The sequence below is a fragment of the Streptomyces sp. NRRL F-5755 genome (genome assembly GCF_001279365.1).
Classification (GTDB): Bacteria; Actinomycetota; Actinomycetes; order Streptomycetales; family Streptomycetaceae; genus Streptomyces; species Streptomyces rimosus.
The window spans coordinates 150,687-164,463 of sequence record NZ_LGCW01000295.1 but is presented as its reverse complement, the minus strand read 5'-3'; the positions used below and the strand labels follow the sequence as shown (position 1 = coordinate 164,463).

Below are 13,777 nucleotides of genomic sequence, written 5' to 3'. Positions count from 1 at the left end.
TCTGCCCTGGCAGCGCCCCGGCCCATGAATGCCTTCACCACTGTTTCCCCTGTGGCGAAGTGCTGCTCCAATGGTCTCAACTGACTGCTGGGTATCGGGGGTTGCTCACCGTGTACGTACGTGATCTGGTGCGCGAAGTGGTGGCGGAGCACGCGGCGCACGAGCTGCCGCTCGTCGACAGCCTGCGGAGGCTGGACGACGACCGGGTGATCCGCACCCTCACCGGCCGGGGACGGAAACGGGAACCGCTCGGCTTCGGGTACGCGGAACTGACCGCGCTGGTCACGCCCGTGGTCTGGCTGGTCCTCGACCAGGCGGCCCGCCGTACCGTCGACGCGGCCATGGAGAGCGTGACGGCGCGCGGCCGGGCCGGGATGCGCAGACTGTTCCGCCGGACACGGACTCCGGCCGCTCCCGCTCCCGACCGGGTACTGGCCGGGCTGGACCCCGCCGAGCTGGCGCTCGTACGGCGGCACATCCTGGAGCGAGCGGCCGAGCGCGGCATCGACGCCCGGGAGGCGGAGGCCCTCGCGGACGGCGTCGTGGCGCGGATCGCCACGGCCGGCGGGGAACAGCCGGCGGTCACCGACGGCCCCGACGCACCCCCTGCCCCGGACGCCCTCAGGCCGCCCGGCGTCTCATGAAGACCTTCACCGCGTCCAGGAGCCTCACCGGAACCGGAGCCCGCTTCGCGCTGCTGATGGTGATGGTCACGGCGGCCGGCGTCCCCACGTTCGACATCCTCCTGTCGAACCTCCGGGACCGCGCCGACAAGGGCGCCTCCCAGCTGCGCGGCACCATGGGCTGCCTGTACGCCGCGGGTTTCGACCCGAGAGGCAGCGACCTGGACAACCTCATGGCGACCATGCGGCGGGGCGGGCTCCTGACGAAGTGCCTCGCCGAACACGCCGAACGGCCCTACGCGGGGCTGCTCGCGACCCTGGCGCTGTTCGTCCTGGCCGCGCTGGTGTACTGGTTCCTGCCGGCGGTACGCGACCGGCGGCGCCGGACCGTGGCCGTCGGCGAGGTCGACGCCGACGGCACGCTGGGCGCCGAGCTGGCCGCGCTGCACTCGCGCACCGGGATCCGCTCGGCCCTGCGCTTCCGCGTCGACCCGGCCCGTATGACGTCCGGGGCCGCCGTCTACGGCCGTACCGGCAGCTACACCGTCTGCCTGCACGCGGGCCTGCTGGCCCGGCGCGGCACCGACCCCGAGGGCTTCCGTGCCGTCGTCCTCCACGAACTCGCCCACGTGCACCACCGCGACGTGGACCACGCCTACGCCAGTACGGCCCTGTGGCGGGTCTTCGTCCTGCTCGCCCTGCTGCCCACGCTCGCCATGGACGCCTGGACCACCGTCCTCGCCCTGTCCGGCACCGACTCACCGTGGTGGCCCGACGCCGCGACCGTGATCTTCGCATCCGCCGGGTCCGGGCTGCTGCTCGCCGGACTGGTCCACCTGGCCCGGGCCGACCTGCTGCGGCGGCGCGAACTCCACGCCGACGTCCAGGCAGTGGAGTGGGGCGCCGACCCCGCGAACTGGAACCGGCCGGAGCCGCCCGGTACCGCGTCCGTGGTACCTCTGCTGTACCGCCTCACCGCACCACTGCGCACCCATCCGGGCTGGGCGGAACGCCGGCGGGTACTCGCCGACACCGGCCGCCTCTCCCGGATCAGCCCACTGGAGATGTTCCTGACCGGCGCCTCGGCGGCACTGCTGACCAGCTCGCTCGGGACACTCAACTTCCTCGGCGAGGGCAGTACGTCCCTGTGGCTCGCGGTCGCGCTGGTGACTCCGGTGATCTGCCTCATCCTGGGGGCGCCGATCGTACGGGCGCGGCGCACACCGGCCGGGCGCGCCGGCTCCGGCGCGGTCGCCGGTCTCTGGCTGGGCTGCGGGCTGCTCGTCGGCGAGTGGGTCGAAAGCGGGCGCTACCGGGTCGACTGGTTCATGCCGCAGCCGCAGTATCTGCTGGCGTTCCTGTTCATCGCGGCCGTCCCCACGGTGTGGTGGTCGCAGACCCTGCGCCTGTGCCTCGGCCTGCCCAAGCGGGCGCAGCGCCGGGCGGCGGCGGTGCTCTGCGCGGCCGTGACCGCGGCCGTGCTGTGGAGCGGCCTGTGGTGGTGGGAGCTGGGCGGCCGGCGCATCGCGCTGGGCGGCGGCGACATGGGCGGCGGGGGACTGGCCAAGTACTACGCCAGGACCGTTCCGGGCTTCTGGCACGAGTACACCATGGATCTGTCGGGCCTCTCCTGGGGGCTGGCGCTGATCACGCCGTTGCACCGGGAACAACTGGCCGGCGCCGCCACGATCCTGATGTGGCTCGTACCGCTGGTCCTCCTGCTCCTGCAACGCCCGGGCGCGCGTCCACGGATGCGCCGGACGCTGGTCGCCGGTCTCGCGGGCGGGCTCATGGCCTGGGCGGGCGTGGCCTTGGCGTCGTTCATGCTCCACTTCCAGCGGCCCGGCACACCCAGGGAACGCACCGGTCCCTTCCTCGTCGTCCACGAGTGGTGGACGATCGTGGCGGTCATGGCGGCCTGCCTGCTGACCGCCGCACTCGTGGCGGCCTTCTCCCGGCGGTACCAGCTGGTACGGGCGCTGATCGCCGCGCAGGTCACCCAGCTGGCAGCGTACGCAGGGGTGTTCCTCCTGTACGCGGCCGACGGCTGCCTCGGGCCGCTGAACACGGTCTTCGACCGCTGCCAGTGGCATACCGACAACGGCCTGAACGTCGGCCGCGCGGTCGTCCTCCTCACCCTCGTCAGCACCGTTCTCGGCTCGGCCTGCGCTGCCTTGGTGGGGGAGGGGGCGGCGGGAGCTGTTCGGTGGGTGCGGAGGCGGCGGGCGGCTGCGGGCGATTCCGTACGGGCGCATGTCCCCGCCCCGGCGCCGGTCGCACCGGTACGCAGGGCCGCGGTGCTCCTCAGAGCGGGTACGGTCCTGGCGCTCGGCGCCCCCGCCGTACTCCTGGCTGTCGTGGCGACCACAACGCCGACCTCTCCGGCCATGTCGGCCCGGCTCCAACAGGAATCGACCGAGCAGAACAAACAGCCCGGCGAACAGCCGGACAAGCAGCCGACCAAACCGCCGGGCAACCCGTCGGGCAAGAACGAAGCAGAGACGGCCACATTGCGTTCCTGGCAGACCTGGTCCTGGCTGAACAACGGCGGCGCCGTGCACGTACAGCAGGTGGCCCGCGCCGCGCTGTCCCTCAACAAGGAAATCCTCAGGACCGCCGCGAAGGAACGGCAAGCGAACGGCAAGGTCAATGTGGACGAGAAGACGTTCAGCCGCCTGTGCGGCGCCTTGGGCAAGCGGGCCGCAGAGGCCGAGGACTACTTCCCCGTACCCGTACGAGACCTGCAGAAGCCATGGTCGAACGCGCTGAGCCGGCTGCGCCACGGAGCCCGCGACTGCCAGGCGGTCACGACCCCGCCCAACGGCAACCCGCCCCGCTCACCCGCGGAACGCGAACGCCTCTTCAACGCCTCCCTCAACGAAGTCACCAAAGGAATAACCGGCCTGGGCAACGCGTACCGGACCATCTACAAAACAGCCGACACACACGGCAAGTGAGGAATCGGGACGGGTACGGGATCAGCCCCACCAGACGCGGAAGGTGAGGGGCAGCGACTGCAAAGCGGCCAATTCGGCCGCCAGTTCAGGAGCGGCCACCTCAAGCCGTTCCCCTTCCAGCAGTGGCGCGGAACCATAGATCTTGCGAAGCGAGAAGTCCCAGCCGGAAACCCTTCCTCGCTCCCCTTCACCCATGGTCGCCCTGACCTGCAACCGGTGCGGCTCGTACCGGATCATGTCGCTTTCTGCACGCGTATCGGTGCAGGATTCGAGCGCGGACCACAGCTGGGCATCGGTCATCCGGGCAAGCTCGGCCGAAGTGAGCGGCGAACGGTCCAACAGCCTGCCGACCAGGCGCCGGACCACCGAGACCGGCCCCACGTTGTCCCACGAGATGTGCAGCCGCGCCTCCGCGCGGACCAGGCCGACGAGCGACGCGGCGGTCTCACGATCGGCCGCCGATACCGCCGCGTCCACGATGCCGAGCCGCCCCAGCAATTCGGCCGGATCGGCATCGAGACGCCCCGCCGCACGCCCGCTGCGTACGTAGGAATCGAGATGGTCCAGATTCAGCAATCCGGAACGGTTGGTGAGGGGCGAGGCCGGTTGCCTGCCGAGTGCTGCGACGACGGACTCGCTACGGATTCCGTGCTTCTCCAGCACGGAACGGATCGGGTCGGCCCGCGGCAACTGTTCGCCGATGGTGTGATGGTCGAGGCCGGCGATGCCCTCGGCGGTGTGGCTCAGCGGCAGATGTCCGATGTCGTGCAACAGCGCGGCGCTCCGCAGGAGTTCGTCCGCCGGGCGGAAGTGCGCGACCAGCGCGAAGACGCCGAGGGTGTGCTCAAGCCTGGAATACGACTGCAAGGTGCTGATGGTGGAGGCGCCACCGTGGGCGATGAAATGCAGACGCCGTAGGGGTTCGGTACGCAGCAGGTCGATCTCCACGGGATGCAGACGGACGGAAATCCGCCATAGCGGGTCGGTGAAATCGGGGGAAAGGCCCACGACATGGGTCGGGACGGGCTCGACGACGGTGTTCTTGAAGCTCTGCGACTGATTCTGGTGCTGTTGGCCGGCCATCAGATCACCTTAGGCGGCACCACCACACGCGTGTCCCACGGCCAGTAGGCTGGGAAAACCCGCACCACGGCCGAGCGTGGTCCCTTCCCCGGTCCCAACCACTGCTACATCTCGTGCTCCCACCAGCCGCGCGTGTCGACGTCTGCGGCATCCGCCGGCGCCTCCAGTTCCGCGATCTCCCCGTCGGTGAGCTCGATGCCGCGAGCTCGGAGCACCCCGTCGATGTAACCCGCCTTCGTGACCCCGATGATCGGGGTGGTTCCCTTGGCGATGGCCCAGGCGATGGCGACATCGGCGGCGAAGGCTCCCCGGTCCTTGCCGATCGCCTCCATCCGGTCCGTCAGCGCCCGCAGCCGGGGCAGGATGCCGTTGTACACGGCCGCCCGGCTGCTCCCCTCCGGCAACGGATGCGCCGGGCTGTACCTGCCGGTCAGCGCTCCCTGTTCGAGGACCATGTAGGAGAAGAACCGCACGTCGTGCTCGCGGCAGTGGTCGAGGATGCCCGCGCGCTCAGAGCTCCGGTACAGGAGGCTGTAGTGGTTCTGGACCGCCTCCACGCGGAAGCCGGCCTCGCCGAGGATCCGGTCGGCGAGAGCGATCTGCTCCAGGTTGTGGTTCGAGACGCCGACATGCTTGATGGTGCCGCTCTTGAGCAGCGGGATCACAGGCGGCGTCCATCGCGCCACGTCGGCAGGGTTGTGGATCCAGAAGAGATCCACATAGTCCGTACGCATGCGGTCGAGGCTCTGCTCCAGCATGTCCGCGACCGGATCGTCGCCGTCGCCCGCGAGCTGCGGGGTGAACTTCGTCGACAGCTGGTACTCGCTGCGGTGACAGCCCGTCAGTGCCTGGGCGAGGGCGGTCTCCGAGCGGCCCATGCCGTACGCCACGGCGGTGTCCCACAAGGTGAGCCCGTTCGCCTGCGCCTTCTCGACGACCTCTCGCAGGCCGGACCCGCTCAGCCGGCTGCCGAAGTAGCCGTCGCCTGCCTCGCCGCTGTCTCCCCAGGCCCAGGTGCCCAGCGCCACCGCCGGCACAGTCAGCGCCTTGCTCGTCATGCCGTGCCTCCGTTGTCCGTTTCCGGGATCGTGTCGCAACGACCGAACTCCAGGAGACCGTGATCGCCGCCACCGGAGAAGGTCGCGTCCATGGGGGGTACAACCTCAACCCCCCCTCGCGCCGTGACCGGCGGATAACCTGAATGGCATGGACCAGCAGCCCGGAAACCGCGGCGACATCCGGGACTTCCTTGCCGGCAGGCGCGCCAGGATCACCCCGGCGCAGGCCGGACTGCCGACCAGCGCCCGCCGCCGGGTCGCCGGGCTGCGGCGCGAGGAGGTCGCCGTCCTCGCCGGCGTGAGCACGGAGTGGTACACGCGGCTGGAGAAGGGCCACATCGGCGGCGTCTCCGAAGACGTCCTCGACGCGGTCGCCCGTGCCCTGCGACTGGACGACGACGAACGCACCTACCTGTTCGACCTGGCCCGGTCGTCGCGGCACGCGAGTCGCACGCCGTCGCGTCGCAGGGACGTCGAGGTCCCGCCCCGGGTCCAGTGGCTGCTCGACTCCATGACGATGTCCTCGGCGTTCGTACGCAACGGCCGCACGGACATCGTCGCCGGCAACCCCCTGGCCCGGGCCCTGCTCGCGCCGATGTACGACAGCGCCACCGTCGACAAGCGCGGCCGCCCCAACATCGCCCGCTACATCTTCCTCGACCCTGGCGCCCATGACTTCTTCGTCGACTGGGACGCCGCCGGCGTCGCCACCGCCGCTCTGCTGCGCGCCGAGGCCGGGCGCGAGCCCCGTGACCGGGCACTGCGCGAGCTCGTCGGCGAACTGTCCACCCTCAGCCCGGAGTTCCGCAGCCAGTGGGCCGCGCACGACGTCCTGATGCGCCATGACGGCGTCAAACGGCTCCAGCACCCCCACGTCGGCCACCTGGAACTGACCTTCCAGTCCCTCGACCTGCCCCTGCCGGGCCGAGCCGTGCACGACCTGATCATCTACACTGCCGAACCCGGCACCGCATCCGAGGACCGGCTCGAACTCCTCGCCGGCTGGGCAGCCACCCAATCCCGGGCGGCCCGGCCCACCCGCCGCTCTCCTCGGCCCGGGCCGCCTCTTCTTCGAGATCGGTGAAGGGGTGATCCAGGCGGATCAGCGGCGCAGGGCGGTCTCCTGGTGCATGTGCGAGAGCTTTTCGGGGTTGCGTACGGCGTAGAGCCCGGTGATCAGGCCGTCGTCGATGCGTACCGTCACGACGGTGTCGATGGCGTCGTCCAGCCGGAGCACCAGGGCGGGGTGGCCGTTGACCTGAATGGGCCGCAGGGAGCCCAGCGCGGCGACGTTGCCCAGGCCGGCGGCCAGCAGGCGGGACACCTTGTCGGACCCGACGACCGGTCGCAGGACGGCCTGCTTGACCCCGCCGCCGTCGCCCAGGAAGACGACGTCCGGCGCGAGCAGATCGCACAGGCCCTGGAGATCGCCGGTTTCGGCCGCCCGCCGGAACGCCTCCAGCGCGCCTTCGGCCTCGGCGGCGGACACGGCGCCGCGTGGCCGGCGGGCCGCGACATGGGCCCGGGCCCGGTGGGCGATCTGGCGGACCGCGGCCGGGCTCTTGCCGACGGCCTCGGCGATCTCGTCGTATCCGAGGGCGAACACCTCGCGCAGCACGAACACCGCCCGCTCGGTGGGCGCGAGGGTTTCCAGTACGAGCAGCATCGCCGTCGAGACGCTGTCGGCCAGTTCGACGTCCTCGGCCACGTCGGGCGTGGTGAGCAGCGGTTCGGGCAGCCAGGGGCCGACGTAGGACTCCTTGCGGCGGCCGAGCGTACGCAGCCGGCTCAGCGCCTGGCGGGTGGTGATCCGGACCAGGTACGCACGCCGCTCCCGTACCGAGTCGAGGTCCACCCCGGTCCACCGCAGCCAGGTCTCCTGGAGGACGTCCTCCGCGTCGGCGGCCGAGCCGAGCATCTCGTAGGCGACGGTGAACAGCAGATTGCGGTGGGCGACGAAGGTCTCGGTGGCGGGGTCCAGGCTCCCGCCACCGGCGGGCCGCCCGGCCGGGCCCGCCGTGGCTCCGCCGCATCCGTCCGTGCCTTCGCCGTGCTCGCTCGTCACCACTCGCTCCCGCCTGTCCGTTTCCGACTCCGTCACGCGCACAAGACGCCGGTCCCCGCGGTTCTGTGACACCGGCGTGCGGTGGCATACGTCACACGGGCGCCCCGTCACAAGGGGCGGCGCGCCGGCATCTTGTGGGCGTTCGGTTCGCTGCCAAGAGATTGGGACGACGTCATGGACGCCCGGTTCAACCTGTTCGAGAACGAGTTCGCCGCCAAGTTCACCAAGCGGTTCGCCAACGCCGGTCTGCTGATCGCCCAGTCGGCCCTGCCGAAGACCACGCAGGAACTGGTGGCGCTGCGCGTCAGCCAGATCAACGGCTGCGGCTGGTGCGTGGACGCGCACGCCAAGGAGGCCGCGGCTGCCGGTGAGACCGCGGTACGGCTCAGCCTGGTCGCCGTGTGGCCCGAGGCCACCGTGTTCACCGAGGCCGAGCGGGCCGCGCTGGCCCTCGCCGAGGAGGGCACCCGGCTCGCCGACGCCCACCAGGGCGTCTGTGACGAGACATGGGCCCAGGTGCGCAAGCACTACGACGACGACCAGGTCGCCGCGCTGGTCACCTTGGTCGCCATGGTCAACGCGGCCAACCGGCTCGCGGTGATCGTGCACCAGAAGGGGGGCTCCTACGAGCCCGGCATGTTCACGAACCTGTGAACTGACCGGCGTACGCGCCCCGGCCCGGCCTGGAATGGTTCGACCCTGGCCGGGCCGGACGTCGTCATGCACGACCGGGACCGGCGCCTGGACCGGGAGCCGACGAGGCCATGTGGGGAACGCGTGGTCCGGGCAACGGTTTTGGTGCGCCGGGATCTCGTAGGGCAGACGGGAAGCCCGTATAGCTGCCGGAGGGGCCGGCTGACGACCTCCGGCCCGGCCACCGTAGAGATCTGGCGCTGGCAGCTGGAACCCGGTGAGGAATACCCCAGCCACCCGCACCAGGCCGGAGCCGTGGAAACCGTCAGCGTCACGGCCGGGTGCATGACCCTGGTGGTCGACGGTGTCGAGCACACCGTCGAGGCCGGCCAGACCGCCACCTTCGACGGCGACGCCGCCCGCACCTACCGCGGCGCGGGCGACGGAACCTGCCACTTGATCATGACGGTGCACCTGCCGCCCGGCCCCGGAAGGTGATCTCCGGCGGAGCGCTACCCGGGCTCGTCGCTGGTGGGGGTCGAACGGACGAGGAACTCCTGGAAGGCGGAGGGACGCTGGACGGAGGGGTCGACGGCGGATGAGCCGACCGATGATGACTGGGATGGCGTCTGGGAGGTCGACTGGGACGCCGACTGAGAGGTCGACTGGGACATGGACGCCTGCATATCCGTGCTCCCGGTACCCGGGTCCGGGTCAGGGGCCGGGTCCGCCGGGAGTTGTTCGGACGGCCGGGTGCCCGCGGGCTCCTCGTGCGAAGACTGTCCCTCGGCAGGGGCTTGCGTCGACGCCGGGGGCGGGGAGCCGCCCGCCGGCCCGGTGGACCGGTGCGCCGCCTCATCCGCCTTCGGAACGGGCCGGGTGACCGGGCTCGTGGCGGCCGAGCTGTCCGGCGGCGCGGGGGCGGTGTGCTCTGCACCCGTACGGTCAGCAGATGTACGGCCGGCAGGCGCATGGCGTGCCGGGTCGCCGCCGGACGCCGGGGGAGTGCCCCGGTGTTCTCCCGACGAGGCCGGGGAGCTCCAGGGGAGCTGCGCCATCGGAAGGTCCGCGCCGCCGCTTCCGTACACGACACCGAGGCTCAGCGCGAGCGCCACCAGGGTGTTCACCGTGATGCGGCGCCCGATGCCCGGCGAATTGCCCGGCCGGCCCGGTCGGCCGGACGCACCTCCGAACCGGCCACCGGACCGGCTGCTCCGCCTGCCCTTGACCTCGGTCGCGGGCCCGCCATCAGTGGGGATGCTCGCAGAAACCAGGTCGAACCGGTCCCGCACCGCGTCCATGAACACATCGGTGAACGCGAAGGGCGCGACCGCCGGGAACCAGCGGGCGACGCTGCGCCCGGCGTTGCCCCGGCATGTGGGGCACTGGCCGGTGTGCCGCGTGACGGTGCGGCACACGGCGTCCGGCAGGGCCTTGGTGCTGTCGGGGTCCGGATCGGCGAGGAAGCGTTCCAGGGCTTCCTTGGTGCGCCGCGCCCGGTCGGCCGCCGCGGGGTCTCCTGCCCGCTGGGCGTTCGCGGCCTGCGCGGTCCAGTACGTCACCGCGGTCGCCAGAAGGCCCGCCAGCCGGCCGCACGCTTTCCGGTTGTACGGGTCCTTGGCCAGCACATTGGACCTGAACGCCGTCCGCAGCGCCTCGTTGTCCTCCTTGGTGCTTCCGCCGGCGCGCCCGAGCCGGCGTGCCAGCGCGTCGCCGGTCAGTTCCTCGCCGACGTACAGATCGAGGAAGCGCTGCCTGTTGGGGCCCTGTGCCGCCGCGATCTTCCGGATGAGCGCCAGGGCACGGCGGCGTCGGACGGTGAAGTCGGCGTCGTCCGCGGCGATCTGCCGCTGACGGCGGGCCGTCTGCCGGCCGGTGGACTCCTCCCAGCCGTCCAGCGGGGCCCCGGTGGCCCGGTCCCGCTTCCGCCGCTGCTGGGCGCAGCGGCGCCAGGCGATCCGGTAGAGCCAGGATTCCAGGGCCTCCGGGTGCTCCAGCGTCTCCAGCTTCATCCAGGCCGTGAGGAAGGTTTCCTGTAACGCTTCCCGGGCGGCGTCCCGGTCGGGAAACAGACGCTTGAGGCAGAAGCCGTACAGGCGTTGGCGGTGGGTCGCGTAGAGCCTCTCGAAGAGGGCGCCGCGGGTCTGCGGGTCGGTGGTGGACTGGAAGAGCCTGACCAGGGTGGCGTCGTCCGTGTCGGTGCCCGCTGTGCCGATGCCGGAGAGTACGGTCACTGTTCCACCCCGTTCGTCTGTTCCGGGCCGCGGCCGGAGCACGAGCGTCGCACGCGGGCGCGTACGGCGAACCGCAACGGGCGGGGCGCACCGGCGGGCACGTACGGCGCACGGTGGTGCAAGGGGCGCGGACAGAGCGCGATGGCGCTGACGAGGGCGTCGGCGCACAACACCAGCAGGTCCCTGGCTGTGCCCGGAGGCAGCAACAGGTTCGCCAGAGCCATCACCGGACCCAGCAGCGCCACCCGCACCGCGCCCGGCACCAGCTTCCGTTTCATGGTCCTTCTCCTTCGTACGCTCGGGTTGAGAGCCGGTCGAAGGAGAAGGGCGTGCGGAGGGGGCCGTTGGGGGCACTTCCCCGCAAGATTTTTCCGGCGCCCCGGGTGCCGCCACGCTCGGTCCGGCCGCGCGGCAGCCGGCCGACCCGCAGCGAGATGTCATGCAATTCGGAATGGGCGCGGCCGAATCTCGCGTCTTCATGGCTTCGCGCACAAAAGCCCGTACGGCGCGGACTCCGGTGGTGCGTTCGCGCAACGGACCGTCCACCCGGCCCGGGGATTTCTGCAGACGGGCGCAGAACGGATTCGTACGCCGGGGAATGAGCCGGAAAGCGATGGGGTGCCGGAACGGCCGCGCTCCACCGGGCCCACCGGCGCCAGGATTCGCGCCGGTTGCAGCAGCCCCGGCAGCGCGACGGAGCGCCGGTGCGGCCGCAAGGAAATGAGCAGGAGGCTGAGCAGCACCGGGCGACGCTCCAGGAGACGGGCAGGCCCGGACGGCACCAGGGATGAGAGCGCCGGCCGGGCCTGGAGGGGGCACACCCGGACAGTGCAGCGCACCGCCCACCGGAAAATCCCTAGTATGCCGCCGGGCCGGGCGCCGCGGGCCGCGCCGGGGCCGGTGGCACCGGTGACAACCGGCCGCGAACGCCCGGTGACGGGCACTCGGGAATTCCCTAGAGTGCCCGGAATTCCTTGACACCATGACCGGCCGCTTGCCAGCGTGCCGATTACCCAGCGTCCGGGACCAACGGCATTTCGATGTCATCCGGTGCCCTTTCGGGGCCCAGCAGCCAAGAGGTCAAGCAGCCGATTCGGCTCTGCGTTTGGGCGGTGTGTTCCATGCGGAGGAGAGGAATGAGATGTCCAAGCGTGCGCTGATCACCGGAATCACCGGGCAGGACGGCTCCTACCTGGCCGAGCATCTGCTCGCGCAGGGGTACCAGGTGTGGGGGCTGATGCGGGGCCAGGCGAATCCCCGCAAGTCGCGGGTGAGCCGGCTCGTCTCCGAGCTGAACTTCGTCGACGGTGACCTGATGGACCAGGCGAGCCTGGTGTCCGCCGTCGACAAGGTGCAGCCCGACGAGATCTACAACCTCGGCGCGATCTCGTTCGTGCCGATGTCCTGGCAGCAGGCCGAACTCGTCACCGAGATCAACGGCATGGGCGTGCTGCGCATGCTGGAGGCGATCCGCATGGTGAGCGGCCTGAACGGCTCGCGCAGCGCCGACGGCAGGCAGATGCGCTTCTACCAGGCGTCCTCCTCGGAGATGTTCGGCAAGGTCGCCGAGACCCCGCAGTGCGAGACCACCATCTTCCGGCCGCGCAGCCCCTACGGCGTGGCCAAGACCTACGGGCACTTCATCACCCGCAACTACCGCGAGTCCTTCGGCATGTACGCGGTCTCCGGCATGCTGTTCAACCACGAGTCGCCGCGCCGTGGCGCGGAGTTCGTGACCCGGAAGATCTCCCTCGCGGTGGCCCGCATCAAGCTCGGCTACCAGGACAAGCTGTCCCTGGGCAACCTCGACGCGGTACGCGACTGGGGCTTCGCCGGGGACTACGTCCGCGCCATGCACCTGATGCTCCAGCAGGACGAGCCCGGTGACTACGTGATCGGCACCGGCGAGATGCACTCGGTCCGCGACGCCGTCCGCATCGCCTTCGAGCACGTCGGCCTGAACTGGGAGGACTACGTCAGCATCGACCCCTCGCTGGTGCGCCCGGCCGAGGTGGAGATCCTGTGCGCGGACGCCGAGCGCGCCCGCACCCAGCTGGGCTGGGAGCCCACCGTCGACTTCCCCGAGCTGATGCGCATGATGGTCGACTCCGATCTGCGCCAGGCGTCCCGCGAGCGGGAGTACGGCGACCTGCTGCTGGCCGCCAGCTGGTAGCCGGGCGCGAACACTAGGTGATTTCCCGCGTTCTTCCCTGTGGAATGGGCGTGAGGACCACCGGGCCGGTGCCGGCCGCCGCACACCGGCACCGGCCCGGTGCCATCGCGAGGAGGAGGAACCAGCACCATGACGACGACCACGGCGGACGGCCTCTGGGCCCGGAGCTACCACCCGGCGCCGGACCGCCCGCGCCAACTGGTCTGCTTTCCGCACGCGGGCGGTTCGGCCTCGTTCTTCTTCCCCGTGTCGGCACAGCTGGCGCCCGTGGCGGAGGTGCTGTCGGTGCAGTACCCGGGCCGCCAGGACCGGCGTACCGAGACCAGTCCCGACGACATCGCGACGATGGCCGATCTGGTGTACGCGGCCCTGCGGGAGCGGATCAGGTCGCGGCCGACGGCGTTCTTCGGGCACAGCATGGGCGCGATGGTCGCGTTCGAGGTGGCCCGGCGGCTGGAGGCCGACGGCGGCGCACTGACGCACCTGTTCGCCTCGGGCCGGCGGGCGCCGTCGCGCTACCGCGCGGAGAGCGTCCACCGGCGCGACGACGAGGGCATCGTCGCCGAGCTGAAGCTGCTGTCCGGTACGGACGCCGCGCTGCTCGGCGACGAGGAGCTGCTGCGCATGATCCTCCCGGCGATCCGCAGCGACTACACCGCGGTGGAGACCTACCGCTGCGATCCCGGGGCGGCGATCAAGGCGCCGATCACCGCGCTGACGGGGGACGACGACCCCAAGACCACACTGGAGGAGGCCGGGGACTGGCGCGCGCACACCACGGGCGCGTTCGACCTCAAGGTGTACCCGGGAGGCCACTTCTTCCTCAGCTCGCAGGCTCCCGCCGTTCTGGCGCTGCTGCGTGAACACCTCACCAACGGGGCGGAGTTCACCAAGTAAGGGCATCCTGGCCACAAAGTCTGCCGATCATGTACTGTGGCGCACGTCGGGCAT

General features: G+C 71.0%; 11 protein-coding genes and 1 pseudogene. 7 read left to right on the top strand and 5 right to left on the bottom strand.

What is annotated here, in order from left to right:
• Positions 1 to 110: 110 nt before the first annotated feature.
• The gene (locus tag ADK86_RS43980; RefSeq protein ID WP_063789136.1) at positions 111 to 644 is read left to right on the top strand and encodes a hypothetical protein; all 534 of its coding nucleotides are present in this window, start codon (positions 111 to 113) and stop codon (positions 642 to 644) included.
• On the top strand, positions 641 to 3,580 hold the full coding sequence (locus tag ADK86_RS31895) for a M48 family metalloprotease (RefSeq protein WP_053699712.1): 2,940 nt from the start codon (positions 641 to 643) through the stop codon (positions 3,578 to 3,580). The genes ADK86_RS43980 and ADK86_RS31895 overlap by 4 nt, the downstream gene beginning before the upstream one ends.
• A gap of 21 nt (positions 3,581 to 3,601) precedes the next feature.
• On the opposite strand, the gene ADK86_RS31890 is transcribed toward ADK86_RS31895, so the two are convergent.
• Both ADK86_RS31890 and ADK86_RS31885 read right to left on the bottom strand, forming a co-directional pair.
• Complete coding sequence (locus ADK86_RS31890) at positions 3,602 to 4,663, bottom strand: HD domain-containing protein (protein ID WP_078952397.1); 1,062 nt, start codon at positions 4,661 to 4,663, stop codon at positions 3,602 to 3,604.
• Positions 4,664 to 4,767: 104 nt separating this feature from the next.
• Positions 4,768 to 5,721 carry an aldo/keto reductase gene (locus tag ADK86_RS31885; protein ID WP_053699711.1) on the bottom strand — a complete coding sequence of 318 codons (954 nt, stop codon included), beginning with the start codon at positions 5,719 to 5,721 and terminating at the stop codon, positions 4,768 to 4,770.
• Positions 5,722 to 5,869: 148 nt separating this feature from the next.
• Here ADK86_RS31885 and ADK86_RS31880 point away from each other — a divergent pair, with 148 nt between their 5' ends.
• Positions 5,870 to 6,805, top strand: a complete 936-nt coding sequence (locus ADK86_RS31880) for a helix-turn-helix transcriptional regulator (RefSeq protein ID WP_053699710.1) — start codon at positions 5,870 to 5,872, stop codon at positions 6,803 to 6,805.
• 18 nt (positions 6,806 to 6,823) lie between these two features.
• Here the strand turns inward: ADK86_RS31880 and ADK86_RS31875 are convergent, their stop codons facing one another.
• On the bottom strand, positions 6,824 to 7,786 hold the full coding sequence (locus ADK86_RS31875; protein ID WP_107088620.1) for an RNA polymerase sigma-70 factor: 963 nt from the start codon (positions 7,784 to 7,786) through the stop codon (positions 6,824 to 6,826).
• A 174-nt stretch (positions 7,787 to 7,960) separates the two neighbouring features.
• On the opposite strand from ADK86_RS31875, the gene ADK86_RS31870 reads away from it, so the two are divergent.
• Together ADK86_RS31870 and ADK86_RS31865 are read left to right on the top strand one after the other, a co-directional pair.
• Complete coding sequence (locus tag ADK86_RS31870; RefSeq protein WP_053699709.1) at positions 7,961 to 8,440, top strand: carboxymuconolactone decarboxylase family protein; 480 nt, start codon at positions 7,961 to 7,963, stop codon at positions 8,438 to 8,440.
• A gap of 192 nt (positions 8,441 to 8,632) precedes the next feature.
• Positions 8,633 to 8,917: pseudogene (locus ADK86_RS31865) on the top strand (cupin domain-containing protein); the annotation flags it as partial.
• Between the two features lie 14 nt (positions 8,918 to 8,931).
• Here ADK86_RS31865 and ADK86_RS41635 read toward each other — a convergent pair.
• Together ADK86_RS41635 and ADK86_RS43465 are read right to left on the bottom strand one after the other, a co-directional pair.
• On the bottom strand, positions 8,932 to 10,653 hold the full coding sequence (locus ADK86_RS41635; protein WP_053699708.1) for an RNA polymerase sigma factor: 1,722 nt from the start codon (positions 10,651 to 10,653) through the stop codon (positions 8,932 to 8,934).
• A complete protein-coding gene (locus ADK86_RS43465; RefSeq protein ID WP_030589007.1) occupies positions 10,650 to 10,931 on the bottom strand; it encodes a hypothetical protein in 282 nt (93 codons plus the stop codon). Before ADK86_RS43465 ends, ADK86_RS41635 begins: the two co-directional genes overlap by 4 nt.
• An 863-nt stretch (positions 10,932 to 11,794) precedes the next feature.
• Here ADK86_RS43465 and ADK86_RS31850 point away from each other — a divergent pair.
• Positions 11,795 to 12,826, top strand: a complete 1,032-nt coding sequence (locus ADK86_RS31850) for a GDP-mannose 4,6-dehydratase (RefSeq protein ID WP_030589004.1) — start codon at positions 11,795 to 11,797, stop codon at positions 12,824 to 12,826.
• A 129-nt stretch (positions 12,827 to 12,955) separates the two neighbouring features.
• A complete protein-coding gene (locus ADK86_RS31845) occupies positions 12,956 to 13,723 on the top strand; it encodes a thioesterase II family protein (protein WP_053699707.1) in 768 nt (255 codons plus the stop codon).
• Positions 13,724 to 13,777: the final 54 nt, after the last annotated feature.

Excerpts from the sequence above, each read along its gene's own strand:
- ADK86_RS31850 (WP_030589004.1), top strand. The coding sequence starts at position 11,795 with ATGTCCAAGCGTGCGCTGATCACCGGAATCACCGGGCAGGACGGCTCC.
- ADK86_RS31890 (WP_078952397.1), bottom strand. The coding sequence starts at position 4,663 with ATGGCCGGCCAACAGCACCAGAATCAGTCGCAGAGCTTCAAGAACACC.
- ADK86_RS43465 (WP_030589007.1), bottom strand. The coding sequence starts at position 10,931 with ATGAAACGGAAGCTGGTGCCGGGCGCGGTGCGGGTGGCGCTGCTGGGT.
- ADK86_RS31845 (WP_053699707.1), top strand. The coding sequence starts at position 12,956 with ATGACGACGACCACGGCGGACGGCCTCTGGGCCCGGAGCTACCACCCG.
- ADK86_RS31895 (WP_053699712.1), top strand. The coding sequence starts at position 641 with ATGAAGACCTTCACCGCGTCCAGGAGCCTCACCGGAACCGGAGCCCGC.
- ADK86_RS31880 (WP_053699710.1), top strand. The coding sequence starts at position 5,870 with ATGGACCAGCAGCCCGGAAACCGCGGCGACATCCGGGACTTCCTTGCC.
- ADK86_RS31870 (WP_053699709.1), top strand. The coding sequence starts at position 7,961 with ATGGACGCCCGGTTCAACCTGTTCGAGAACGAGTTCGCCGCCAAGTTC.
- ADK86_RS31885 (WP_053699711.1), bottom strand. The coding sequence starts at position 5,721 with ATGACGAGCAAGGCGCTGACTGTGCCGGCGGTGGCGCTGGGCACCTGG.